Raw genomic sequence first — 24724 nt, 5'->3', positions numbered from 1 at the left:
CCATACGAATTTCGTATGGAGTTTTTTTATGCTTTAATCTATGTTTAACATAATTATAAAAATTAATATAATCTAAAATTATTGTTTAAATATTGAATAATTTAACTCTTTTATTTTATAAGTATAAATATATTCATTTTGTATTGTTTTAAAAAAAGAATTGCATGCTCAATTATCACAAGAGTTAATTACTCTCGACATTAATAAAACTTATCTTTTTTATTAAAATAAGTTTTATTATTTCGTTGTTATAGGAACTACCTTGATTAAAAAGAATAATATTAGTACTCATCTCTTTTTAATTACATAACTAATATATGTATAACACATTTTTCCATCAGGAATTTTAGATCATTTTTTAATAAACTATTTATAAATTATATAATTTTTTAGAATATATAAATAAGCATTTCTTTATATTGTTTTATGTAAATTACATTTGTACTTTTTTTAAATGTGGACCATTTACATAAAAATTTAGATTTAAAAAAATTTCATAGCTAAAATGCTTTGGTTTATAATATTTTGTCATTTTTGAATGCTTTTAAATTAATATTTTTTATATCTATAAGCAACTCATAGTTTAAAATTTTAATTATTTTTTTAAAAAGTAAAATTATTATTTAATATTTAAAGTGTTTTTTAAATAAACAAAAATAAATATAATTTGACAGTAAGAAATCTATTAAAATTTTTATTCATTGGTTTTCCATTTTTTAGACATTTTAAATAACCAAATCTTGAAACACCTAAATATTTACAACTAATTATAAAGTAAACTTTTTTTATTTTTAAAAATGGCGTAGTACTTTTCCTTATTTGTATTCGCCAAATGTTTTTTAAAGCTCAATCAAATTTTAAAGCCTCTCTTAATTCTTCTGTTGTCATATAATCAGGGTTTTTAAAAATCAATCAAGAAATTTAAATTTTTTAATATTTCTTTTGCTTTGATTTTGTTCCCTCATTCAGGAAAGCCTTCATCTTTAGTTTTAATTTCTACTTTTAATCTTTTGACTGTACTTGTGCTAACATTATATTTTAATGCAGCATATGTTATTCCAATTTTTTTAGTTTCTTCAATAATCTTTATCTTTTTGTTTTTTGATTATTATTTTGCCATATAAAAAGAAGACCTCTTAATAAAATTTTAACAATAAAAGTACTTTTTTACTGTCAATTTTATTTTAGATGTTTATGTGCGCTATTTTTTTATTATATATTTATATTTTTTATAATTGCTTATTATTATTTTTTAGATTAATATAATAATGTATTAAAGGAGTAATATGGTTTTTTTAACAGAAACAGCCAAAAAAAGTTTATCAACAAATACTTTGTGAATGTTATTTGGAATTGGAATTGGTTTGTTAATAATTGGAGTATTAGCAACAATATTTTTTATAAAATTCAAAAGAATTAAAAAAGAAGCGAAAGATAATTTTGCTGTTGTGACAGGAATATATAAAATATTTAGATTTTGACAATATTACGCTATTATAATAGTTGCATTAGTAGGGTATGTTGGATCATTAATATTATTAACAATATCTATTGAAGGGTTGGTAAAATAAAATTCTAATTTTAATTGGAATTTTTTTTATTTTTTTTATTTTTTATAGAGTATTTTGTGAAAAAGTAGATATAATATTAAAGATTTATATCATAGAAAGAGAAAAAAATATGTCAGAAGCTAACGTAACATTAAGCAAAGGCGAAAAAAAACTTGCTAAAAAAGAAAAAAGTATCGGCACTAAACCTTCGGGCTGAAGTACATTTTTATCAAGACTTCAAGAATTAGGTAAAGCGTTACAATTTCCTATAGCAATATTGCCATTTGCTGCAATTTTAAATCGTTTTGGTGCTTTGGGTATGTCATTAGCAGAAAAAGATTCTGTTGGTTATTGAATTTCATTAGTTATTCAAAAACCTGGGGATGTACCATTTGCTAACTTACCTTTATTTTTTGCATTAGGAACAGCATTCGGTTTATCAAAAGATCATAGAGGTGAGGTAACTTTAGTAAGCGCAGTTATGTACTTAGCAATAAGTTCATTAACAGCAGAGGGAACCCTTCCTAATGCATTTTATTCAAAAGTATTACCTTTTGAGGCTCATAGCACAAATGATGCTGGTCAAGATGTTATATCTAAATTTTCAAAATTAATATATGTTCCAAATATCGGAAAAGATGGAGAAACCATTGTTGGAGGAACGTATGTTTTAAATATAGGTGTTTTAGGCGGTATAGTCTCAGGTTGTTTATCAGCATGATTGTATAATAGATTATCTGAAATCAAACTTCCAGTAGCACTTTCATTCTTTGGAGGAAGAAGATTTGTACCGATGGTAGCGCTTGCGTCATCAATTCCATTAGCTATTGCATTTGCACTTGTTTGACCATGAATGCAGTTTGGATTAATTTCATTTGGAAAAATAATTACTCCAGATAATCCGGCTGCAGCAATTCCAGGAACAATGGTATATGGTTTATTAAATAGATTGTTATTACCATTTGGATTACACCAAATTTTAAATACATTTTTTTGATTTCAAATGCCAATATTAGGAGATAAAATTGCTCCTTTAACAGGTGAAGTAATTGGATCTAACCAAATAGTTAACGGGGATATAAAAGCATTTACAGATGGAGTTTCTAATGCTGGATTATTCCAATCAGGATTTTTCCCAATTATGATGGGAGGATTACCATTAGCAGCTGTTGCTATGATAATGGCAGCTAAAAAAGAAAAAAGAAAAGAAGTAGCAGGATTCTTAGGAGGAGTTGCTGGAGTTTCATTCCTTTCAGGGATAACAGAACCTTTAGAGTTCTCATTTGTATTTATTTCACCACTTCTATTAGGAATTCACTCAGTATTGACTGCAATATTTGTAGGAATTTCAACAGCTTTAAGAATTCAATTAGGATTTGGATTTAGTGCAGGATTTATAGATTATGCAATTTCATTTGCACAATCATGAGGATTTGCAAAACACAATGCAGCACAAAATGGTGGAATTTGAAACTTCTTAAGTAACCCGTTAATGACTATGGTCTTAGCGATAGGAGCAGGAGCGACTTATTACTTTGTATTCTACTTTGTAATAACAAAAATGAATGTTCTTACTCCAGGTAGAGAAGTCGAAGATGAAAATGCAGTTGCATCATCAGTTGCAAATAAAGATAGTGCTAAAATTTCAAAAGGAAAAGATAAATATGCTCAAATGGCAGAAAAAATCTTAGAAGCAATTGGAAAAGATAACTTAGTACAAATTGATAACTGTGCAACAAGATTACGTTTACAAGTAAAAAACAATGCTACAATTGATCAAAAACAAGTTAAAGCATCAGGGGCATTTGGAACTAAATTATTAGGAACAGAAAGTGTTCAAATAGTAATTGGTCCAGATGTAGAACATGTTGCAAGAGAATTACAAAAATTAGTAAAATAAAACTAAAAATATTTTAAAATAAAATGGATAACCATTTTATTTTTTAATAGGAGAGAAAGTATGGCATTTAACTTTGAAAAAGATACTGATTGAATTTTTACATTTTGTAAAACTTGTTGAGATTATAAAAAATTTGTTTTTGATAAACCTTTAGACTTTTCAAAAGCAAAAAAAGAACCTGCAGTTTGTACAAGTTGTAAAAAAGGTCAAACTATAAATTTAAAAGAAGCAAGGGAGTATTATCATCATTTAAATGATAATAATAAATAAATATGAATTGATTTGGAACAAATGTAAGTTGAGTGGTTATTGTAATAATTTTAGTAATTGTTTTATTTATAGCGATGTTTTTTCCTTGACAAAAATTAAAAAAATTAAAAAAAGAAAAATCAGATTTAGTAAACAAACCTAAAAATGTTATTAAAGATAGTAAACCAGAAGAAGAACCTGCTATTTTAAGTTTTATGGGAATTTATAACAGTATTGGTAAAAGTGAAGCTTTAAGAATGAAAAAATTAGTTTATGTTCTTCCTAAAGAAAATAGCTGCGAACTTTGTCAAAAATATGAAAATGAAGTTCTATCGCTTGAAGTTTTAGATAAAAAATATTTGACTATGTCAGAAGCGATTTCTAATGGATATCATCATATTGGTTGTACTCATGTTGATATTGATTATTATCCAGGAGATACAAAAATTGATAAAAAAATTTTTTCAAATGAAGATCAACTTAAAAAGCATAAAGTTTATATGGAATTGTTTAAACTAGAAAATGAAATAAGAAATTTAAAATATGATTTAGAAAACAAAAATTCTGAATCTAGTTTACAAGATAATTTAAATAAAAAATTATTAGAAATAGAAGAATTTTGCAAAAAAAATAGTTTACAAAGAAATCTTGAAAGAGAAGAACCTGAAATTAATGAATTAAAAAAGTTTACAAAATATGATATTAATTAACATATAAAAAATCTAGCATTGCTAGATTTTTTATATGTTTCAGCTTTTTAAAAAATTCATAACTCCATCTTCTAAACAATGATTTGTTTTATATTTAGCTGCTTTTTTAACTTGTTCAGTGGCGTTTCCCATAACAACACTAAACTTGAATTTTTCTAAAGCAGGAATATCATTTCCACTATCTCCAAAAAAAATGGTTTCTTCATTTTTATATCCTAACTTATCAAGTAATTCTAATGTTTTAGATCCTTTATTTGAATTTTTTGAAGATATTAAATAATGCATTCTAGTTTTGTTATCATTCGCATCTCAAATAAGAGTTAAATCATCTTTGTATTTATTATCAAATTTTTTAAAAATACTATTTGCTTCATTTTCAAAAGGAAATTGAGAAAATACATAACTTATATTTTCAAAATCTTTATGTTTATTAATGTCGATCAATTTATTTGTTCTTTTATAAAATTTCCTTTCCATTCCAAATTCATTTGTATAATAAACATATTGTTCTGTATATTTTTTTAAATAAATACTAAATTTATGATCTGTTAATGTTAGATAAACATCTTTTACAACTTCTGGGTTCATTACTTCAACCATTTCTGGTTTAAATTCAGTTACTTTTGAAACATAACTTCCATTTTCACAAACTATATAATTCAAATATTTATCTATTTCTAAATCTTTTGCAATTTTTATAGCTTCTTTTCAACTTCTACCAGTTGAAATAATTAGCATTATTCCATTTTTTTGTAAATTTCTTAAATACTGATTTTGCTTTTCACTTGAATACTCACCATTAAATAATAATGTTCCATCCAAATCACTAACAACTACTTTTATATTTTTCATATTCCTTTTTTCCTTTTTGACATTTTCTAATATTTTTGAAGTAAAGTAAATAAACTATTAAAAGTTTTTTTTAAAAAATAATATATATAATATTTTATAAGTTAGAAGGTATAAAATGAAAATATTTGATGTTAAAAATAAATATGTTTTAGTAACTGGAGCAAGTAAAGGAATTGGGCTAGAGATTTGTAAATACTTATTAAATAGAGGTTATAACATAGTTGGAGTGGCAAGAAATTGTGATAAATTAGTTGAGTTAGAGCAATTTTATCCAAATAATAAAATTGAAAAAATAGAAACAGATTTAAGAGATTTAAATAATTTAAAAAGTTTATTAGCAAGAATATCATATTTAGATATAAATTTAGTCGTTAATAATGCTGGTTATGGAGTTTGAGGAAAATTTGTTGAAACTGATGTTGAAAAAGAAATGAATATGATAGATTTAAATATTAAAACATTACATTACATGACTAAATTTTTTACAAAAAAGTTTATAGAAAATAATAATGGGAGAATTATAAATGTAGCAAGTGTTGCTGCTTTCCAACCAGGACCTTTATTTTCAAGTTATTTTGCATCTAAATCTTATGTTTTAAGTTTAGGAATTGCTATAAATACAGAACTTAAAAAAACTAAATCAAAAGTTAGAGTAGTTACAATTTGTCCAGGACCAATTAAGACTGATTTTTGATTAAGAAGTGAATATAAACAAAACAATAAAAAAGCTATTCATGGAATGAATGTAACAAAATATGTTAAAAAAACACTTAAAAAAGCTTTGAAAACAAATCGAAAAAACTTCTTACTAACTGGATTTACTAATAAATTAAACAAAAAATTAGTTGATTGATTACCATTAGGGATAGTTTTAAATGCAGTATATAAAAAACAAAAATAAAAAGTTCATTTAAAATGAACTTTTTATTTTTTATAAATTTAATCCCTCTATAAAATTTTTTATAACAGCTTTTCATTGACCAAAGATTTTTTCTCTTGCAATTCTAATTTCGTTTAGTTTATTTGTAATTGCATTTTCAGAATCTTCAATTCTTTTGAATTGATCTTCAAAAACTTTTGATACAGTTACAAATGATGTGTCTCTTCATTTATTAAATGACTCAACTTTTTCATTTTTATCATCTCTTGAATATTTTTCTAACAATCTTGCTTCTGTTTTTATTAATGTCCTTATAATGTGACCTACAAAAGCAAAGCTATCTGCATCTGTTAAAAAGATGTTTTGATTTTCATCTGACACTTTAAAAGGAATACCGCGATATTGATCGTTAAAACTTGTTGCAATTAATATTCCATATTTTGCACCTTCTTTTGCAGTGTCTTCTATAAGTTTTTTTTCTCAAGTTTTACTTCATGTTGCATTTTTTACTTCATATACAATTTTTCCAACTTCTACATTATTTTCTTTAACTAATTGCAAGTAGTCTGCTTTTTGACTTTGACTGGTAATTTTTTTGATAACATCATCTGGAAATACTTTTCTTAACTCAGCTTCAACATCATGTTCAAAGTTTTCTCCTTTAGTTTTATTTTGAATAACTTTATATTGAATATTTGCTTCTTTTAATTCCATTATTTGGTTATTTAATTCTTTAATTTGTAAATCATATTCATTTCTTAATTTATCTTTCTCTATTAAAATTTCTTCTTTTTTAGATGCTTCTAAAACTTTAATATTTGCTTCTAATTTAGAAATTAAATCTTTATTGGTTGAAATAGCTAAGTTTAATTCATCTTTTTCTTTTTGCATTGCTTGAATTTGTAAAGCCTTTGCTTTTTCAATATCACTTACTAATTTTTGATCAAAGTTGTTGATTTGTTCTTTTAATTTTGTAATCTCAATATCTTTTTCATTTTTTGCTTTTTCAATCATTTTTTCATTATTAATTGATAAAGTATTTATTTCAAGTTTTAATTTATTTTTTTCCAATATAAATTCTTCATTTTGTTTAGCTAGTGCTGAAGTAATTTCTGCTTTTTTTTGAGCATCTAATTGTGTTATTAATTTTTTTTCTAATTCTTTGATATATTCTTGTTTTTTTGATTCTAAAAAATCATTTAAATTTTTTAGACTTTGTTCGCTATTATCAAAGTCTTTTTCTGTTATTTTTTGTCCACATTTTGGACAAATAAAATCAAGTTCCATATTAGAAACCTCGCTTTCCTTAGTTAATTTTTGTGTAAATATAAATTAATGTAATAATTATTAGTAATTTAAATAATCATTTGTTTTTATTGACATTTACACTTTGATATTAACACTTATATAATGTTTTTATTGATTTATTTTGTTTTTCTCTTATTTTATTAGATAATAAGTCTGATAAAAGGAAAAAAAACTATGAGAAAAATAATAAATAATTTATTTCTTGGCGATAAAAATAGCGCACCAAAAGAAACTCAACTTCGTATAAGTTGTGCTGAAGAGATTTTTTTAAATAACTCAAAAAGTGATAATAATGAAATTTATTGAGATGACAAAAACAATGTTTTATATTACAATTTTGAAGATTTTCCAATTTATAAAAATATTGATGTAAATTTAGTGAATGAAGCGATTGAAACTATTGAAAAAAATATTAAAAATAGAGTTATTTATGTTCATTGTGTTTGAGGAATAAATAGAAGTCCTTCAATTGTTTTTATGTATATGGTTAGAAATAATTTAATAAAAGGAGATACCTATCAAGAAAGTCAAAAAGAGTTTTGAAAAATTTATCCTGATCACAAAGCGAATCCAGGTTGAAAAGAGTTTTTAATAAAACAATATCCATATAGATTTAATAAATAGTTAAAATATGTAAAAAGCTCATTGTTTATTGACTTTTTTATGCTTTTTTTTTTATTTCTTTTTTTAAAAGGAATAAAATTAAATATGAATGAAATAAATTGATATAAAAGCAGCAGTATGTAAAAGATTAGGAGAAAAATTACAAATTAAAGAATTATAAACTCCAAAATGTGGAGATAATGATCGTTTGGTTAAAATTAAGGCAAGTGGGGTTCGTTATACAGATTTACATGCAGCAAAAGAAGATTGACCAATTAAACCAGTTTTACTTTTAATTCCAGGGTGTGAAGGAATTAGAGAAGTTATTGAAGTTGGTAAAAATATTAAACATATAAAAGTTGGATATCTTATTTGATTACCATGATTATTTTCAGCTTGTGGTCATTTGAATGATTTTTAACAGGATGAGAAACTATTTGTTCAAATGCGTCTTATGGAGGATATACAAAAAACGGTGGTTATTCAACTCATTGTTTAGCAAATGCAAATTATATATGTAAAATTCAAGACGGATTGAGTTATGAAGAATCAGCACCATTGTTTTGTGCTGGTGTAACAACTTATAAAGTATTAAAGAAAACAAGATGTAAACCAGGCGATTATTTTGGTAATTTTGTAATTGTTGGTTTAGTTCATATGTCAATCCAATACGCAAATGCAATGGGATAAAAATTTGTGTCGATTGATTTCGATGAAAAAAACTAGCTTTAGCAAAAAGCTCAGGAGCAATCTTAACTATAAATTTAAAAAATGAAGAACACGTAGATATAATTAAAAAAAAGCGGAAGTATTACAAGGGACTGTAGTTACAGCTGTTGCGAAAAAAACATTTTTACTAGCATTTAACTCAATGAGAAATGGTAGGTTTATGGCTTGCGCATGATTGCCTCAAGAAAATATGGAAATACCAATTTTTAATACAGTATTAAAAGAAATTTATATAACTTGAAGTTTAGCAGGAACAAGAAAAGATTTATAAGAAACATTGCAATTTGCAGCAGATGAAAAAATTATTGTAGAATATAAAACAGATAAACCGCAAAATATAAAAGAATTTTTGAATATATGAAACAAGCAAAACTAATGTAAGGATTGTATTAAAAATATATTAAACTTTTTTACAAAACATTTGAAAAACTATATTAATGTAAAAGTTTTTAATATATAGTTAATAGGGTAAAGGAGTTTAAATTTTTAAATGGGACAAATTGTAAAAGTAACTATAACAAACATCGTTAACTTTGGTGCCTTTTGTGACGTTGATCTTGACGGAAAAACATACAAAGGTTTAATTCACATTTCAGAAATCACTGATGGATATGTTTCAAATGTAAATAATCATTTAACAATCGGACAATCAGTTGATGGATATGTAATGTCAATCGATGAAGACAAAGGTCAAGCTAAGATTTCTTTAAAAAGAGCTTAATTTGATAATAATTTTATTTTTCAATATATTATAAAACAATATTTAAAATCTGTTACTTTTATTAAAAGTCTAATAGTAAATTTAAATTATTAATAATATCAATATGGCGAAAAGTTTTGGAATATAAAAAATACCTTTTTACAAGGTATTTTTTATATTTTAATTTATTTTTAAGTTATAAAAAAATATTTAAAAACGGCAAATAAATAAATTATTTATTTATAATAGTAATGAGGTGTTTAGAGATTATGAAAAATTATGAAAAAATTTTATTAGCATATAAAATATTTTTTTCATTAATGTCAATGATAGTTATTTATGGTTTTTATATTTTTAAATTAGTAGATCAAACCGAATTATCGCAGAAATTTAGTGGAAATTTTGAAATGATGTCAATGGAGTACTTTACAACATTTACTTTATTATCAAATGTTTTTTGTCAAGTTTGGTTTTTGATTGCAGCAATACAATGAAAAAAAGAAGGGTTAACAAAAGCGACAAATTATACAACTGCAACAAGTTTAGCTACATTAATTACAGTTACTTTAGTTGTTTATAATGCAGTTTTAATACCAGTTGCTGGTTTTCCAAAAGAAGCTTTTGCTGCATTTTCATCAATATATAGTCATGTAATTATGCCAATAGCATTTGTTGTTTATGTATTGTTTTTAATTCCGAGAAAAGAAGAAGTTGGTTTAAAACAATTCTTTTTGAAAAAATTCTGAATACAATTTTTAGTAATTTTTTTATATTGCGTTTTTGCATTAGTTAGAGGTGAATTGAGATATCAATCAATGCAAAATACTGATCCAAATAACAATATTTATACATTTTCTGATGAAAATGGAAATATCAAAAATTATATATATCCATATTTCTTCTTGGATTTACATTCAAAAGGATTAGCGGGAATTCCTGCATATGGGATTTTCGTAATAACTTTCTCAGGGGTGCTTGGCTTTATGATAGGAATAAGTTTCTTATACAATTATTCAAGTAATTTAATAATTAAAAAAAGTTATTATCAAAATTGAAATACTCAAAGCAGTTAATCTGCTTTTTTGTTTTTAAATATTTAAAAACTATGTAATAAAATGTTAAAATTAAATTAATGAGAGGTGATTTTGTGGACAGAAATTTTATGATTAAATCAATCTACAAATTACTTAGAGAAACTGGTTGTTATAACATTGATTTTTACGAACCTCAAGATGCTCAATTTCAAGCAAGAAACGAAATTAGAACTATTAAAGATATTTATAGAATTACTTTTACAAATTCTAACCACAAAATAATAAACTTATATTTAGTATTTAACGAAAAAGATTTTTTATATAAAGCGGATAATAAAAATACTAAATCTTTAGAGTTAAATGTTGTAAGTAAAGAGCAACAAGAAATTGAAGAATTAATTAATTTATATACTTCAAAAGATAGTAATATGGGATTGACAAATATGAAATTATCTTTACAATCTAGTCCGATTAGATTTATTGATTCGTTAGACCAAAAAGAAATAAATATTTATGTTGAAATTTTAAAATATGAAAACTTGTTTGCTCAATCATCAACATTATCAGATTATATGTATTTTAATAATTTTGTTAATTTTTATGAAGAATTTTTACCTATATTTTTATAGTTATAGGTAAAATAATGTTGAAAAAAAGGAGAACTTCAAATGAATGTAATATGTATCGGTGAAGCATTAATGGATGTTTTTATTGAAGGAGATAAAAAAACTTCTAAAATTGGAGGAGCACCACTTAATGCAGCAATTGCTATTAAATATAACTCAGATAAAAATGTTTATTTAGGATCTAATTTTGGAGATGATGAAAATTCTAATGTAATAAGAAATTTTTTGAAAGACCAAAATATAAACAATGAATTTATAACAACAATAAAAAATACAGAGTTATCAACAGCTGTTGTTAGTTTAGAACCAAGTGGCGAAAGAAACTTCAAGTTTGATATAAAAAATGATATGAGAAATAATATTAATATTAATATTGATAAAATTGATTTAGCTCATTTTGGTTCTGCTTTTGGTTTGTTAAGTGATTGTTATCCGAATTATATCGATATTATGAAAAAATTGTATGAAACAAATAAGATTGTAGTTTTCGATCCAAATTATCGTGATGATTTATGAACAAGTGAAGATGAATTTGCAAAAGTTGTTTTTAGTGTAATAAAATATGCAAAAATTGTGAAACTAAGCGAAGAAGAGTTTATGATTTTAAATAAACATAAAAAATTATTTTTTATGAATTACTCAAATCAATTTATTTTAATGACCAAAGGAGAAAATGGTGTTGAGTTTTTCCATGATGGAAAAGGAGATAATTTCTCGGTTATAAAATCTAATAAAGTAGTTGATACAACTGGAGCTGGTGATGGATTTATTGGTGCTCTTATTAGTCAATTATCAATTAACTTTAGTTATGAAGATATGGGAAATGCTATTAAATTTGCAAATAAATTTGCAAAAAGAATAGTAGAAGGTAAGGGAGCTCTATGCTATTTATAAAATGCTGCATTTTATAAATAGTTTTTTTATAAATTTTTATAAATAGTAAGTGGTGGTTTTTATGAGAAAATGAGAAGAAATATATAATTATTTATTTGAATTAATAAAAAGTCATAATGTAAAAGCAAATGATTTTTTGCCAAGCGAAAGTTTTATAAAAAATAAATTTAAAATTTCACTTCAACCAATTAGAAAAGCTTTTTATAAATTAATAGAAGATAAATTAGTTATTTCAAGACATGGTAAAGGATATATGGTTATTGAAAATGAAAATAACATTTTATTTTCTTTTTCAAGTTTACATCCTGAAGCTATTAGTAAATATACATATGAGGGTAAATTTAAAGTAGATGAAGTTTTAAGAAAACAAACAAAATTTTATTATGAAGATTTTGTTCATAAAGTACTTGTAAAAAGATATATTAAAAATAAATTATTTATTGTGCAAATTTCATATATATCTGATTATCTTTTAAAAGATCAGATTAATAACGAGTTATTAAATGAACAAGGATTATTGATGTTTTTAAGATCTCACATTAAACAACCGATTGGTTTTTCTATTAAAAAAATATTATCTGTATCAAAAACAAATTTAAATTTAAAAATAGCAAAAGAACTAGAATCTAACAATTTGATTTTAGATAAAGGAATGTTATTTACAATAAACCAACAATTAATTGAATATCGAGAGAGTTATTATAATTATGAAGGTTTTGAATGAAGTTTTATTGAATATTATCGATAAATTAAATAATTTGTTAATATTGTTTTATTTCTAACGATATTTATTATAGGAGGAAAAATATGATAAATAAACACAATAATTTAAATAAATCATTTTATTGTGCATGTCTAAGTGAAATTGAAATTAATAGTATTATTGAAAATAAAAAAAAGTATTTCTGTGAGACTATGATTAAAACTTTCCCAAATATTTTAATAAAATGCAAAAAAGTTACAAACTGATTTTGTATTAAAGAATCTTTTTTGAAAGATCAAAATAAAGATTTCTTATTATCTATAGCTTTACTTGAAAAAATAAGCTCATTAATTAAAGAATTCGAAGAAGAAGTTGCGGAAATAAAAGCAGGTTACTATTATGTTCAAAATAAAAAAATAACACTAAAAAGTTAACTTTTATAGAAAATACAAGTTTTATAGTTTATAATTAAATTAGTTCACTTAGTGAATGCAGAATCTTATTTGACAATTAAGAATACAATTATGCCACTAATAGAAAGGTAATTATCTTTCTATTTTTTATTTATAATAAGGTAAAATACATTTATCAAGGTGAATTATATGAAAGAAATAAAGAACTTAGTTATTGATGATGAAGATTTAAAAGACTTTTATGATTACAAAGATATCAGAGGTATGAAAACATATTTATATCTTGCTGATTTATTAAGTTTTATAACTCAAAGAGAAGCTATAAATTACAAAGAAGTAAGGTCTATAATAATTTATGATAAAAGAATTAAAAATATCTTATATCGTTACTTTGCAAATATAGAAGATTTTTTAAAAGCTTTAATTTTTGATCATTTTATAATAATAAACGGAAAATATATCAAAAATGATGTTATAGATGATTTTAGTGTTTTTGAAAAGTTTAATATAATTAAAAAAAATGAAAATAAAGATGGTTGATCACAAATTTTATTTAGTTTGATGAAAAATGAAATTGTAGATCATAATGTTTTAGTGGATTTACACACATTAAAAGATTTTCGAAACAAAGTAATGCATTATAACTTTATTTTAGTAGAGTCTTTAAAAAATAATGAGTTTAATTTTGATTGATTAGATTATAATTTAGATTTATTTTTAAGTTATTTACCTGAAAAATATCATAAAAGTTTTGTTACCAAAATTAATAATGCAAAATTAGGTTTGCAAATACAAGAAGAGTTTGTTTTGAATGAATTAACATACGATGATACATTTCTATTACAAGATTTAGAATTTAAAAATAAAAAAAAATAAAAAAAAATAAAAAATCTCTTGCATTAACCTAAGGTTAATGTTTTACAATGAATTTGTCTTTATAAGACTGAAAAGAGGTATATGTATGAAAACAAGAAAATTAGGAAACAAATTAGAAGTTTCTGCAATCGGTCTTGGTGTGATGGGTTTTAGTTTATCATTTCCACCATTTCCATCAAGAGAAGAAGCGATAAAATTTTTAAGAGAAGCTAAAAAAAGAGGTATAACTTTTTTTGATACCGCTGAAATTTATGGTCCGTTTGAAAACGAAGAGATAGTTGGCGAAGCTTTTAAAGATTGTAGAGATGAAGTAATTATTGCTACAAAGTTTGGATTTAAATATGATGGTAATAAAGTTGTAGGAATTGATTCTTCTAGAGAAAATATTTTAAGAGCTGTTGAAGGATGCTTAAAAAGATTGCAAACTAACTATATTGATATTTTTTATCAACATAGAGTTGATCAAAACGTTCCTATTGAAGAAGTTGCTCAAGTTATGAAAGAGTTAAAAGAACAAGGAAAAATTAGATATTGAGGGCTTAGCGAAGCAAGTGCTTCAACTATTAGAAGAGCACACAAAGTTTTTCCTGTATTAGTTGTACAAAGTGAATATTCAATGTTTTGAAGAGAACCTGAAAAAAAAATTTTACCTACATTAGAAGAATTAGGGATTGGATTTGTTCCATTTTCTCCTCTTGGCAAAGGTTTTTTAACTGGTTCTATTAAACCGGGACAAGTATTTGAAGAAGGTGATTTTAGAAATACAATTCCAAGATTTAATAATCCAGAATATTTAGAAGCAAATATGAGATTGGTAGAATATGTAAAAGAAATAGCACAACAAAAAAATACAACTCCTGCTGCTATTGCAATTGGATGATTACTAAATCAAAAAGATTTTATTGTACCAATTCCTGGTACTAGAAACCTACAAAGGTTAGATCAGAATATAAGTGGTGTTGATGTTGTTTTTTCTCAAGAAGAATTAAATGAAATTAAAAAACATTTAGATAATATTGAGATTTTAGGACATAGATATAGCGATGTTCATGAAAAAGCAATCGATAAAGATTAATAAAAAAGGATAATTTTTTTTTAGTATAATATGTTAGTATATTTTTGTATTTTTAGAAATAAGCAAGCGTTTTGAACTCGTATATAAAAAAATAATTTAAGAACTATTTGTTCTTAAATTATTTTTATGAAGGTGAAATTTGGAGGTAATAAAATGATTTTTAGCAAAAGCAATGCGCAAGTTAGAATATTCAAATATGCTTTAGCTGTTTGATTTACAATATCATTAATACAATTTGTTGCAGCTACTTTTTTTGATCAAGAAATAAATAAATTTTTTGGTGAATTAATGGAGTATCGTTGAATTAGAATTTTTGCTTGAATTTTTGAAAACTCTGGGGATATGGCTCAACCAGTATTGTTTTATTTTGTAATATTTACGATATTTTTTGAATCTATCTATGTTTATTGTAAAAAAAATAATAAGTTTCATATATGAATTTGAATTTACTATATTTTTATTTTCTTAACATGAATTTATGTGCATGTTAAAAATTATTTTAGTTTTGTTGGTATAGATGATGGATTTGGTCCTGATATTTCAGCTTGATTTTTTGAGTCATATGAAATATGTAGATATATTGTTATAGCATTAGCTATTGTCGATACAATTATATTATTAGCATTTTTTTATTATTTAAGATTTAAATTTGTCAAAAGAAAAGATGTAATAGAAAATGCATATTGATTGAAATCGTTAAAAACATTTATTTCAGCTGCTGGTTTAACTTTAATAGTGTGAGTATTAAAACTAACTTTTTTAAGACCATATTATTATCAAACTGATTTTGATAATATCTTAAATAATGAAAATTTAGTCAAACAAGAATGAAAAGACTATTATTTAAACGAAGGTCATAATATAATGAAATGAGGAAAAGGTTTGTTAGGAAATTATGGATCGAAATTTGTGCCTTGATTTGAGATAACAGATTTTCCTAATGGATGGAAAAACTTTATCAGTGGAGAAAGAGGGGACCCTGGTTATAACTTTTTATATGCAGATTTCCCTTCAGGTCATATGGCTTCAACTTATTCTGTATTTTATGCTCTTGTATTTTTCTATGATAAAAAATTACATCAAAATTATACAAAAAGATATATAGCACTATTTTGTTTTTGGATGTTTTACTTAAATTTAGTTTTATCAACTCAACTAATAACAAAAACACACTGATTATCAGATTTATCATTTACAAATGTATTAGGTGTTCTATGACCTCTAGGTTTATATAAAATTATTAATAAAATAGTTTTTAAAATTATTTGTAAAAAAATCTCTAAAAATAATATTCAAGTAAAAGGTTTGGTAATAATCAGAAACAAAAGTTATCACTTAATGGTTATACATAATGGAAATGTTTATGATTTAGCTTCTGCTGGAATTTTCTTTCCGGTTATTGGTAAAGTTAATAAAAAAATAGAAATACTTATGAAGAAATATTATATAAAAGAAATTAAAACCGTAGAGTCAAAAGAATAAAAAAAATTATAGACAAATTGAGTAGAGGTGAAAAAATGTTTTTTAAAGTGGAGAATAAACAAATGAAAATTTTTAATTATGCATTAATTGTTTGGTTTTCTTGATCTTTATTCCAGTTTATTTTGTCTACTTTCTGAGATTTAGAAGTTAATGAGTTATTTAAACCTCTAATGGAATATCGTTGAATAAGAATTTTTTGTTGAATATTTGAAAATTCAGGAACAACTCAACCAGTATTGTTTTATTACATAATTGTATCTATTTTTGCTGAATCATTAGCAGTATGGTGCAGAACTAATAAAAAGTGATATTGATGAATTTGAGTATATTATGCTTGTGCTATTATTCTTTTTGTTGCTTTTCAAGTTAAAAATTATTTAGCTTATACAAATCTAGATGATGGATTTGGACCAGATATTTCTGCTTGATTTTTTGAATCTTATTCTACAGGAAGAAAAATAATAGTAACTTTAGCATTAATTGATTCAATCATACTTTCAATTTCATTGTACTATTTAAGATTTAAATTTTCCCATAGAAAAGATGTTATTGAAAATGCTTATTTATTACGAGCGTTTAAAACATTTTTATCTGCATTAAGTCTTAACATTAGTGTATGAGTTTTAAAACTAACTTTTTTAAGACCATATTATTATCAAACTGATTTTAATGATATTTTAAATAATGAAAATCTTGTATCTCCTGAATGAAAAGATTATTATCTTTCAAAAGGTCATGAAATTATGAATTGAGGTTTAGGAGAATTAGGAGACCAAAGTGTTCCTTTTGTTCCGTGATATTCAATTTATGATTTTCCTGATGGATGAGTTAACTTTTTAACCGGTAAAAGAGGAGACGCGGGTTGAGGATTGCTTTATGCAGATTTTCCATCAGGTCATATGGCTGCAACTTATTCAGTATTTTTTGCAATGGTATTTTTTTATGATAAAAATAATCATAAAAAATATACAAAAAGATACATATTTATGTTTAGTTTTTGAATGTTTTATTTAAACTTAGTTTTCTATACACAACTTATTTCTAAAACACATTGACTATCTGATCTTGAATTTACAATAATTGTAGGAATTTTTTGACCAATTTTTATAAATAGATTAATAAACAAAATTGCATTTAGAACTATTTCGAAATTTAATAATAAAAAAAATATTGAAAATAAAGCAATTGCTATAATAAATAAAAACACTTATTATTTTATTTTTTATCACTATAATAATAGATATATAATAAAAAAATCATTTTACTTTAAAAATAATTTTAATACTAAAAAACTTGAAAATTTTAAAAAAAGGTATTATATTAAAAAATTAGAAATTATAAAAACTGAAAAAAATTAGAAAAATAGAAACATAAAAGACCAGATTAAAAACTGGTCTTTTATGTTAGAAAAAAAACAAAAAAAAATAAAAAACATATGAAAAAATACTACTAAAGAAATTTTTAGTGTAATTTGTTAAAGTATATGTAGTTTGGGGTGACTCGTTATTTTTCTGATGTATTTTAATTTTTCTACTAATTTACAATTTGATTTTTATTAAATAAATGTTATTAAATGTTTGTTTTATAAATTTGTAACCATAAACCTAAACAATCTACTTATTTAGTTTTTTGTATTAAATTGAAATTTTTTTTCAACTATTTAAAAGCATTATTTAATTAGATAAGAATATAATTAAAATATATAGAAAGAAGGTCATTAAATGTATATTTATAAATCAAAAATTTTTGACCCAAAATATAACTTAGCAACAGAAGAATATTTAACAATAAATGCTAAATTTCAAGACCCAATCTTATTTTTGTGACAAAATGATAACACTATTGTTGTTGGAAGAAATCAAAATCCAGCAGCAGAAATTAATCTTCAGTCAGCAGAAAAAGACAATGTTAATGTTATAAGAAGAAATACCGGTGGGGGAACTGTATTTCAAGATTTAGGAAACATGAATTTTAGTATTATTTATACCGATAAAGAAAATAAAGGAGTCTCGATGTTCGAAAAAATGCTAGACCCAATTATTCAAACGCTAAATAAAATGGGAGTAGCGGCTAAATTTTCAGGAAGAAATGATATTGTTTTAAATGATAAAAAAATATCCGGAAATGCAATGTGAAAATATAAAGATCGTTTTTTACAGCATGGAACAATATTATTTAATGCAAATTTAGATAAATTAGCAAAATACTTAACAGTTGATAGAGCGAAGATTTTATCAAAAAACATTGAATCAATTACAGCAAGAGTTACAAATATTAACTCTGAAATTGAAAACAAAATTGAAATACCTGTGTTTTGAGACGAATTGATTAAAACTTATGAATCTTTAGGATCAATTAACTATTTAAAATTAGATGTAAATGATTTAGAAGAAATTGATAAACTGTTTGTAAATAAATATAAAAATTCAGATTGAACATTTGTTAAAAATGCAACTTTCGATTATATTAATAAAACAAGAATTGAAGGTAAAGGTAGTTTTGAAATCTTTTTAAATGTTATCGATAACAAAATTAAAGAAGTAAAAATTTATGGAGATTTTTTAGGTTATGCAGGAACAGAAATATTAGAAAAGAAATTAGTAAACGTTGAGTATAAAGCTAGTGAAATAAAAAAAATAATTGAACTAGTAAATATCAAAGATATTTTTGGAAGTAGTATTGAAGTTCAAGATGTTTTGAATTTACTAATACAATAGGAGGGAAAAAATGAAAACAAAATTTTTAAATGTATTTGACCCTTTAAAGAATGAGAGAGTAGAAATTATGGATCAAGATGGAAAAATTGTAAATCCAAAATTAATGCCAAAATTAAAAGATGATCAAATACTAGAAGCATATAAAATTATGAATTTATCTAGAAGACAAGATGAATTTCAAAATAAAGCACAAAGACAAGGAAGATTATTGTCATTTTTATCTTCAACAGGTCAAGAAGCAAGTGAAGTTGGTTATGCATTTGCCATGATAAGAGGAAAGGATTGATTGGTTCCTGGTTATAGAAATAATGCAGCATGACTTACTGCTGGAATGCCTATGAGAAATATAATGTTATATTGAATGGGAAACGAATATGGTGCTCAATCTCCAGAAGGAGTTAATTTATTACCACCAAATATTATTATTGGAAGTCAATATTCACATGCAACTGGAATTGCATTTGCAGAAAAATATAAACAAACTGGAGGAGTTACTTTAACAACAACTGGTGATGGAGGAATGAGTGAAGGAGAAACTTATGAAGCAATGAACTTTGCAAAACTTCATGAATTACCAGTAGTATTTATTTGTGAAAATAACAAGTGAGCAATTTCAACTCCATATGCTAAATCAACAAAATCTTTAAATATAGCTGTAAAAGGAATTGCTACAGGAATTCCGTCAATAAAAGTAGATGGCAATGACTTTTTTGCAGTTTTTGCCGTTTCGCAAGAAGCTATTGAATTTGCAAGAAGTGGTAATGGACCAGTTTTATTAGAATTAGATACTTATCGTCTTGGTGCTCACTCTTCTTCAGATAATCCAAAAATTTATCGTCCAGAAGAAGAATTTCAAGCAGCCTTACTAAGAGATCCTTTAATCAGAATGAAAAATTACATTATTGAAAAAGGTATTTGAGATGATAAAAAACAAGAAGATTTAGATAAAGAACAAGATGAATTAATTAGCAATGAATTCAATTATGCAGAAGCGAACAAAGATTATCCATTAGAAGATGTATTTAATTTTGTATATGAATCAAAAACCTCAGAACTAGAAGAACAATATAACCAAGCAAAAGAGTTTTATGAAAAATACCCTGATGCCAAAGGAGGTCACCACTAATGCCAAAAGTTTTAAATAATGTTAAAGCAGTATCAGAAGCACTTGATGTTGCTATGGATAAATGAAAAGAAGTAGTTGTTTTTGGTGAAGATGCTGGTTATGAAGGGGGAGTTTTTAGAGCTACAGAAGGATTACAAGCAAAATATGGAGAAGAAAGATGTTTTGATGCTCCGATTAGTGAAGCTATGTTTGCTGGAGTTGGAATTGGAATGGCAATTAATGGGATGAAACCAGTTGTTGAATTACAATTTGAAGGACTAGGATGAGCATCATTGCAAAATATTTTAGGTCATATGGGTAGATTTAGAAACAGAACAAGAGGAAAATATCCTTCACCATTAGTTATAAGAATGCCAATGGGTGGGGGAATTAGAGCTTTAGAATCTCACTCTGAAGCAATGGAAGCGATGTATGCACATACTCCTGGAATAAAAGTTGTATGTCCTTCAACTCCTTATGATACTAAAGGATTAATTTTAGCTGCAATTGAATCACCAGATCCAGTTATTGTTTTTGAACCAACAAAATTATATCGTGCATTTAAACAAGAAGTACCAGATGGATTTTATACTGTTCCAATTGGAGAAGCTTTTAAAATTCAAGAAGGAAATGATTTAACTGTTGTAACCTATGGAGCACAAACTGTAGATTGCCAAAAAGCAATTGAAGAATTAGAATCAAAAAATCCTGATATTACAATTGAATTAATTGATTTAAGAAGTATAAAACCATGAGATAAAAAAATGGTTTGTGAATCTGTTAAAAAAACAGGAAGACTATTAGTAGTTCATGAAGCTGTTAGATCATTTTCAGTATCAGCAGAAATTATTGCAACAGTTAATGAAGAATGTTTTGATTATTTAAAAGCACCACTTTCAAGATGTACAGGATATGACATTGTTATTCCTTTTGATTCTGGAGAAACTTATCATCAACCAAATCCAATTAAAATTTTAGCGAAAATGGAAGAAGTATTAAATTATAAATTTTAATACTTAGGAGAGAATATATGTTTAAAGTAAAATTTGCAGATATTGGAGAAGGTTTAACAGAAGGAACAGTAACTGAAATTTTTGTAAAAGTTGGAGATAGTGTTAAAAGTGGAGATTCTTTATTTAATGTTGAAACAGATAAAGTTAATTCAGATATTTATGCACCAGTTGATGGAAAAATTGCAAATGTATTAATTAAAAATGGACAAGAAATTAAAGTTGGAGATGTAGTTATAGAAATTGATGATGGAACTGGGGCTTCAACAAGTAGTGAACCTGCAAAAGTAGAAGTAAAACCAGTTGAAGAAAATGCATCAGTAGTTGGTGCAACTCCAGTTTCAAATGAAGTTATTTCAAGAGAACAACCACAAAGTTCTCAACCACAAGGAATGAGTTTTGATATGAGTCAAGCAAGTATGATAGATAATAGTTTTGCAAATGTAAGAGCAACACCATTAGCAAGAAAAATGGCAGCAGTAATGGGTGTCGATTTAACAAAAGTTAGTCCAACTGGACCAAATAATAGAATTTTAGCTGCAGATATTGAAAGTTTTGCTGCAAATCCACATATTGTTCAACCTCAAGCGTTACCACAAATGGCACCAATTGGTCCTGGACCAAAACCAAAAGTTGATTATACAAATCCTGCTATTTCAGTACCAGAATTCAATGAACCTTTATCATTTAATTCTGTACCTTGAAATCCAATTAGAAAAGCAACAGTTAAAGCAATGGATGTTGCTCATACAAAAGTAGCTGGATTTACTGGATTTAAAAATGTTGATATAACTGAACTTGTTAACTTAAGAAATCAATTAAAAGGTTTTGCAGATAGTCAAAGAGTTAAATTGACTTATTTAGCGTTTATTATTAAAGCTGTTACTTTGTCTTTAAAAGATATGCCTAATTTAAATGTAAGAATTGATGAAGAAAATAAAGCAATTAAATTTGCAAATCAAATCAATATTGGTATGGCATGTGACACACCTGATGGTTTAATGGTTCCTGTTATTAAAGGGGCAGATAAATTAAGTGTTTTACAAATTGCTGTTAAAATAAATGATCTTGCTTCAAAAGCAAGAAGTAAAAAATTAGCAATGAATGAAATGACTGGAGCAACTTTTACAGTTACAAATTTTGGATCAGTAGGATTAGATTATGCAACTCCAATAGTTAACTATCCTGAATCTGCAATTTTAGGTGTTGGTACAATTACTCGTGCCCCTGGTGTTATTAATGATCAAATTGAGATTAGAGAATTTATGCCATTTTCATTAACAGCAGATCACAAGGTAATTGATGGTGCTGATGCTGGTAGATTTTTACAAAGAATAGTTTATTATTTACAAAATCCAGCTATTTTATTAGTTTAAAGGAGATAAGAATATATGTTTAAAGTAAAATTTGCAGATATTGGAGAAGGTTTAACAGAAGGAACTGTTACTGAAGTTTTTGTAAAAGTTGGAGATAAAATAAAAAGCGGAGATTCATTGTTTAATGTTGAAACAGATAAAGTAAATTCAGATATTTTTGCACCAGTTGATGGAGTGATTGCAAACATTTTAATCAAAAATGGACAAGAAATTAAAGTTGGAGATGTAGTTATAGAAATAAATGATGGAACTGGTGATGAACCTGTAACAGTTGAACAACCTGCTGAAGAAAATGCATCAGTAGTTGGTGCAACTCCTGTATCAAATGATCTAATTCAAAGAGGAAGAAAAAGAGAAGTGCCACCAAGACCAGTTGATACTTTTGCAAAAGTAACACAAGTTTTAGATCAACAAAATCATCCTGGAATTGTAAAAGGAAACTCAAAAAATTTAAGACCAGCACCAAAATTTAAAGCAACTAATTTAGAGAATCATTATGATGTAATAATGGTTGGAGCTGGAGTCGGGGGATATGTTGGTGCTATTAAATGCTCTAGACTTGGATTAAAAACTTTGATTATTGAAAAAGCAAAATTTGGAGGAGTATGTTTAAATATTGGGTGCATTCCAACAAAAACCTTATTAAAATCAGCTGATTTATATGAACAAATTAGTAAAGCGGAAAAATTTGGAATTAAAGTTGATATGAAAGGTGTAAAAGCAGATTGAAAAGCAATTCAAGATAGAAAAGCAGATATAGTTTTAAAATTAACCAATGGTATTAAAGGGTTAATGAAAAAAAATAATGTAAATGTTGTTGAAGGAGAAGCTGTTGCTATTGATAAAAATACTATTGAAGTAAATAAAAAAAGATATACTTGTGATAATTTAATCCTTGCAACAGGAAGTGTTCCAAATTCTATGAATTTACCAGGAGCAAAAGAAGCAACTGAAAGTGGATTTTTAATTGATTCAACAGGAGCTTTAGCTTTACCAAAAATTCCAAAAAAATTAGTCATAATTGGAGGAGGGGTAATTGGTGTTGAATTTGCATGTGTTTATAAAAGATTAGGAACACAAGTTACAATTTTACAATTTTTACCAACTATTTTAGAAATGTTAGATAGTGATGTTTCAAAAGAAATGACAAAAGAACTTTTGAATCGTGGGAATCTAGAAATTATAACTGGTGCTGCAACAAAAGAATTTAAAGGAAATAGTGTAGTTTATGAAAAAGATGGTCAAACTTATACTATTGAGGCTGACTTCTGTTTACAATCAGTTGGAAGAAAAACTGTAACAACTGGATTTGACAATATTGGTTTAGAAAAAAACGAAAGAAGCCATATTGTTGTTAATGAATATTGTGAAACAAATATTGATGGAGTTTATGCAATTGGGGATGTCACTGGAAAAATGATGTTAGCTCATGTTGCTTCTTATCAAGGATTAATTGCTGCAAATCGAATTGCAAAAAGATTAGGAAATCATGAGGCTGATGATTTAATTATGGATTACAATCGAGTACCAAGTTGTATTTATACACACCCAGAAGTTTCAATGATTGGAAAAACAGAAGATCAATTAAAAAAAGAAGGTGTTGAATATAAAGCATTTAAATTCCCATTTGCAGCAATTGGAAAAGCATTGGCAGATGGAAATACAACAGGATTTGTCAAATTAATTTGTGAGCCAAAATATAAACAAATAATTGGAGCACATATCATTTCGAATACAGCAACTGATATGATCTCAGAAATTACAACTCTAATTCAATCAGAAGGTACAATCACTGAACTTGCAAAAGCAATTCATCCGCACCCAACTTTAAGTGAAGCGGTTTGAGAAGCAGCTGAAGCATTAGAAACTGGAAAACCAATTAACTTTTAATCTCATTTTTTAGGACTAGATATTTATAAAATATGTAGTAAA

26 protein-coding genes and 1 pseudogene are annotated in these 24724 nt (G+C 25.3%); 24 read left to right on the top strand and 3 right to left on the bottom strand.

Going from position 1 to position 24724, the window contains the following annotated elements:
- Positions 1-642: 642 nt before the first annotated feature.
- Entirely contained in the window at positions 643-888 is a 246-nt protein-coding gene (locus STABA_RS05850) for a hypothetical protein (protein ID WP_170264697.1), read from the bottom strand.
- Positions 889-1286: 398 nt separating this feature from the next.
- Between STABA_RS05850 and STABA_RS03540 the strand changes: the two genes are divergently transcribed.
- The 4 genes from STABA_RS03540 (at position 1287) to STABA_RS03525 (ending at position 4409) form a co-directional block, all read left to right on the top strand.
- Positions 1287-1571, top strand: a complete 285-nt coding sequence (locus STABA_RS03540) for a hypothetical protein (RefSeq protein WP_156006612.1) — start codon at positions 1287-1289, stop codon at positions 1569-1571.
- A 109-nt stretch (positions 1572-1680) separates the two neighbouring features.
- Positions 1681-3450: a PTS transporter subunit EIIC gene (locus STABA_RS03535; RefSeq protein WP_156006610.1), complete on the top strand. Its 1770-nt coding sequence runs from the start codon at positions 1681-1683 to the stop codon at positions 3448-3450.
- A gap of 60 nt (positions 3451-3510) precedes the next feature.
- Positions 3511-3720: a hypothetical protein gene (locus STABA_RS03530; RefSeq protein WP_156006607.1), complete on the top strand. Its 210-nt coding sequence runs from the start codon at positions 3511-3513 to the stop codon at positions 3718-3720.
- Between the two features lie 2 nt (positions 3721-3722).
- Complete coding sequence (locus tag STABA_RS03525; protein WP_156006606.1) at positions 3723-4409, top strand: hypothetical protein; 687 nt, start codon at positions 3723-3725, stop codon at positions 4407-4409.
- A gap of 30 nt (positions 4410-4439) precedes the next feature.
- Here the strand turns inward: STABA_RS03525 and STABA_RS03520 are convergent, their stop codons facing one another.
- On the bottom strand, positions 4440-5261 hold the full coding sequence (locus STABA_RS03520; RefSeq protein WP_156006603.1) for a Cof-type HAD-IIB family hydrolase: 822 nt from the start codon (positions 5259-5261) through the stop codon (positions 4440-4442).
- Positions 5262-5376: 115 nt separating this feature from the next.
- Here STABA_RS03520 and STABA_RS03515 point away from each other — a divergent pair, with 115 nt between their 5' ends.
- The gene (locus tag STABA_RS03515; RefSeq protein WP_156006600.1) at positions 5377-6162 is read left to right on the top strand and encodes an SDR family NAD(P)-dependent oxidoreductase; all 786 of its coding nucleotides are present in this window, start codon (positions 5377-5379) and stop codon (positions 6160-6162) included.
- 30 nt (positions 6163-6192) lie between these two features.
- On the opposite strand, the gene STABA_RS03510 is transcribed toward STABA_RS03515, so the two are convergent.
- Complete coding sequence (locus STABA_RS03510) at positions 6193-7428, bottom strand: DUF2130 domain-containing protein (RefSeq protein ID WP_156006598.1); 1236 nt, start codon at positions 7426-7428, stop codon at positions 6193-6195.
- A gap of 195 nt (positions 7429-7623) precedes the next feature.
- Here STABA_RS03510 and STABA_RS03505 point away from each other — a divergent pair, with 195 nt between their 5' ends.
- The 19 genes and pseudogenes from STABA_RS03505 to lpdA all read left to right on the top strand — a co-directional run bounded on the left by STABA_RS03505 (position 7624) and on the right by lpdA (position 24682).
- Positions 7624-8073 carry a dual specificity protein phosphatase family protein gene (locus STABA_RS03505; RefSeq protein ID WP_156006596.1) on the top strand — a complete coding sequence of 150 codons (450 nt, stop codon included), beginning with the start codon at positions 7624-7626 and terminating at the stop codon, positions 8071-8073.
- A 184-nt stretch (positions 8074-8257) separates the two neighbouring features.
- Positions 8258-8473, top strand: a pseudogene (locus STABA_RS03500) (alcohol dehydrogenase catalytic domain-containing protein); the annotation flags it as partial.
- Entirely contained in the window at positions 8434-8742 is a 309-nt protein-coding gene (locus STABA_RS03495; protein WP_170264696.1) for an MDR/zinc-dependent alcohol dehydrogenase-like family protein, read from the top strand. The pseudogene STABA_RS03500 and the gene STABA_RS03495, both read left to right, overlap by 40 nt.
- Positions 8743-8923: 181 nt before the next feature.
- On the top strand, positions 8924-9052 hold the full coding sequence (locus tag STABA_RS06010) for a hypothetical protein (RefSeq protein WP_281349591.1): 129 nt from the start codon (positions 8924-8926) through the stop codon (positions 9050-9052).
- A gap of 219 nt (positions 9053-9271) precedes the next feature.
- The gene (locus STABA_RS03490; RefSeq protein ID WP_156006590.1) at positions 9272-9502 is read left to right on the top strand and encodes a S1 RNA-binding domain-containing protein; all 231 of its coding nucleotides are present in this window, start codon (positions 9272-9274) and stop codon (positions 9500-9502) included.
- A 248-nt stretch (positions 9503-9750) separates the two neighbouring features.
- Positions 9751-10554 carry a Pr6Pr family membrane protein gene (locus STABA_RS03485; RefSeq protein ID WP_156006588.1) on the top strand — a complete coding sequence of 268 codons (804 nt, stop codon included), beginning with the start codon at positions 9751-9753 and terminating at the stop codon, positions 10552-10554.
- A gap of 74 nt (positions 10555-10628) precedes the next feature.
- A complete protein-coding gene (locus STABA_RS03480) occupies positions 10629-11144 on the top strand; it encodes a hypothetical protein (protein ID WP_156006586.1) in 516 nt (171 codons plus the stop codon).
- 39 nt (positions 11145-11183) lie between these two features.
- Complete coding sequence (locus tag STABA_RS03475) at positions 11184-12035, top strand: PfkB family carbohydrate kinase (protein ID WP_156006585.1); 852 nt, start codon at positions 11184-11186, stop codon at positions 12033-12035.
- A 61-nt stretch (positions 12036-12096) separates the two neighbouring features.
- Complete coding sequence (locus tag STABA_RS03470) at positions 12097-12783, top strand: GntR family transcriptional regulator (RefSeq protein WP_156006582.1); 687 nt, start codon at positions 12097-12099, stop codon at positions 12781-12783.
- A 59-nt stretch (positions 12784-12842) separates the two neighbouring features.
- Entirely contained in the window at positions 12843-13172 is a 330-nt protein-coding gene (locus STABA_RS03465; RefSeq protein WP_156006580.1) for a hypothetical protein, read from the top strand.
- Between the two features lie 168 nt (positions 13173-13340).
- Positions 13341-14027, top strand: a complete 687-nt coding sequence (locus tag STABA_RS03460; RefSeq protein ID WP_156006578.1) for a hypothetical protein — start codon at positions 13341-13343, stop codon at positions 14025-14027.
- Positions 14028-14112: 85 nt separating this feature from the next.
- Positions 14113-15102, top strand: coding sequence for an aldo/keto reductase (locus STABA_RS03455; RefSeq protein ID WP_156006576.1), 990 nt, complete (start codon positions 14113-14115; stop codon positions 15100-15102).
- Positions 15103-15255: 153 nt separating this feature from the next.
- Positions 15256-16584: a phosphatase PAP2 family protein gene (locus STABA_RS03450; protein ID WP_156006574.1), complete on the top strand. Its 1329-nt coding sequence runs from the start codon at positions 15256-15258 to the stop codon at positions 16582-16584.
- A 62-nt stretch (positions 16585-16646) separates the two neighbouring features.
- Entirely contained in the window at positions 16647-17942 is a 1296-nt protein-coding gene (locus STABA_RS03445) for a phosphatase PAP2 family protein (RefSeq protein WP_156006572.1), read from the top strand.
- A 363-nt stretch (positions 17943-18305) separates the two neighbouring features.
- The gene (gene lplA, locus STABA_RS03440; RefSeq protein ID WP_156006570.1) at positions 18306-19301 is read left to right on the top strand and encodes a lipoate--protein ligase; all 996 of its coding nucleotides are present in this window, start codon (positions 18306-18308) and stop codon (positions 19299-19301) included.
- Between the two features lie 10 nt (positions 19302-19311).
- Positions 19312-20427, top strand: coding sequence for a pyruvate dehydrogenase (acetyl-transferring) E1 component subunit alpha (gene pdhA / locus STABA_RS03435; RefSeq protein WP_156006568.1), 1116 nt, complete (start codon positions 19312-19314; stop codon positions 20425-20427).
- Positions 20427-21419: an alpha-ketoacid dehydrogenase subunit beta gene (locus STABA_RS03430; protein WP_156006566.1), complete on the top strand. Its 993-nt coding sequence runs from the start codon at positions 20427-20429 to the stop codon at positions 21417-21419. The genes pdhA and STABA_RS03430 overlap by 1 nt, the downstream gene beginning before the upstream one ends.
- 17 nt (positions 21420-21436) lie before the next feature.
- A complete protein-coding gene (locus STABA_RS03425) occupies positions 21437-22792 on the top strand; it encodes a dihydrolipoamide acetyltransferase family protein (protein WP_156006564.1) in 1356 nt (451 codons plus the stop codon).
- Positions 22793-22807: 15 nt separating this feature from the next.
- Entirely contained in the window at positions 22808-24682 is a 1875-nt protein-coding gene (gene lpdA / locus STABA_RS03420) for a dihydrolipoyl dehydrogenase (protein WP_156006562.1), read from the top strand.
- Positions 24683-24724 lie beyond the last annotated feature (42 nt).

It is taken from the genome of Spiroplasma tabanidicola (assembly GCF_009730595.1).
In the GTDB taxonomy this organism is placed as follows: domain Bacteria; phylum Bacillota_I; class Bacilli_A; order Mycoplasmatales; family Mycoplasmataceae; genus Spiroplasma_A; species Spiroplasma_A tabanidicola.
The sequence above is the reverse complement of the archived record's forward strand: the minus strand, read 5'-3'. Positions and strand labels throughout refer to the sequence as shown.